This is a genomic window from Bartonella sp. TS82HLJMH (genome assembly GCF_042193495.1).
In the GTDB taxonomy this organism is placed as follows: domain Bacteria; phylum Pseudomonadota; class Alphaproteobacteria; order Rhizobiales; family Rhizobiaceae; genus Bartonella; species Bartonella grahamii.
Map to the genome: position 1 here is coordinate 1 of NZ_JBHILU010000038.1, position 1,248 is coordinate 1,248.

Annotated in this window: 3 protein-coding genes; all 3 read right to left on the reverse strand. The window is 45.4% G+C overall.

Annotation, left to right across the window (positions count from 1 at the left end):
- Positions 1 to 92: 92 nt before the first annotated feature.
- Positions 93 to 461 (reverse strand): head decoration protein, encoded by a 369-nt coding sequence (locus ACFIKO_RS08745; RefSeq protein ID WP_375673807.1) that lies wholly within the window; start codon positions 459 to 461, stop codon positions 93 to 95.
- Positions 458 to 724, reverse strand: a complete 267-nt coding sequence (locus ACFIKO_RS08750) for a hypothetical protein (RefSeq protein WP_375646815.1) — start codon at positions 722 to 724, stop codon at positions 458 to 460. Before ACFIKO_RS08750 ends, ACFIKO_RS08745 begins: the two co-directional genes overlap by 4 nt.
- Positions 721 to 1,248: S49 family peptidase (locus ACFIKO_RS08755; RefSeq protein WP_375673808.1), on the reverse strand; the 528-nt coding region annotated here is incomplete at its 5' end. The genes ACFIKO_RS08755 and ACFIKO_RS08750, both read right to left, overlap by 4 nt.

Sequence of the window (1,248 nt, forward strand, 5' to 3'; positions counted from 1 at the left end):
GGTTGAAACTCATAGTTTTCAATGGCTTTCATCATTGTGATGCTTGAGAAAGCATCATGTTTAAAAAAATTCATATCCATGTGTGCATTCTCCTATCGCAATAAAATATTGTTATGGTCTTCTAAAGACTGAATGGCTGCTTTCTTTTGCTCATCCGTGATGGCATCTGGCCATAGCAGTTCAGAAGCTTTTACAGTGCATAAGCGTGCTGTAATCACGGCGCGTTGATCTGCTTCTGTTGCGTCAATAGTGGCAAAAGAAATCCCTGCCGGTGTTTGACTGCCATCTGATGCTGCTGGATTAAGGGGGACATAGTGTTCCGTTGCGGTTATCTTCCCCATGACAGTTCCCGCTTCAATGAATGCTCCTGATGCAAACACCACTTCTTCGTTTGACATATCAGGGTCGTAGGGTCCAAGATAAGCGCCATTGCGTACGTCGTCATAAATAATATTCGTCATTTCACTGCCCTCCAAGCTGCTTCCCATTTTGTATGAATCTTTGCCTTGCTCGTCCCATCACTATGAGGGGTATAAGGCGAGACTTTTAAAGACGCGCTTTGAGAGCTAGCAGCCGTCAACACACACTGGCGTGCTTTCTCGAGACTCATACCGTTTTGAATAGCTTTTGCTGCGTCAAAAGAAACGCCTAAGTGCTTTGCTTGCCTTTCAAGGGTTGTTAGTGCTTTTGCGCGCTTTCTTTCTTTTTCAAGCACGGCTTTCATATCTTCGCGCTTGTTTTCATTGTCCTCATTGTCTTCGTCTTCTTCATCGTCGAAGTCTTCGGCGTTTTTGTCGATGTCACTATCGTCTTCGTCCTCTTCCTCGTCATTGATGATGTCGACGATCTTTTCATCTTCCTCTTCTTCAGCGCGGTATTTTGTGCGTGCCATGTGTTTTGTCCTTCTTTTGTTGCTGTTGAGGTTTGTGATATGGAATCCGTTAAGGCTTCCAAAGCTTGCGCAAGGGTGCCTTGCGCATCTGCTAATCCAAGTTTGAGAGCTTGGGTGCCTATAAAAGTTTCTGCTTGTGTGTCACGAATTGCATCAGCATTTAAGCGTCTGTTTTGCGCCACCAAATCGACAAACATCTCGTAGAGCAGGGCGCAATCGGCTTGCATTTTTATCTGTGCTGTATCGCTCAAGGGTTCATGAGGATTGCCATGGGCTTTGTGATCACCTTCAAAGACAAAGGTCCATTTATGCCCGTGTTTTTCATCTGCACGGGATTGGTCAAGATGGGCGCAAAC

What these genes read in the sequence shown, in the direction of transcription:
- ACFIKO_RS08750 (WP_375646815.1), bottom strand. Translation starts at nt 724, where the DNA reads ATGAAAGCCGTGCTTGAAAAAGAAAGAAAGCGCGCAAAAGCACTAACA.
- ACFIKO_RS08745 (WP_375673807.1), bottom strand. Translation starts at nt 461, where the DNA reads ATGACGAATATTATTTATGACGACGTACGCAATGGCGCTTATCTTGGA.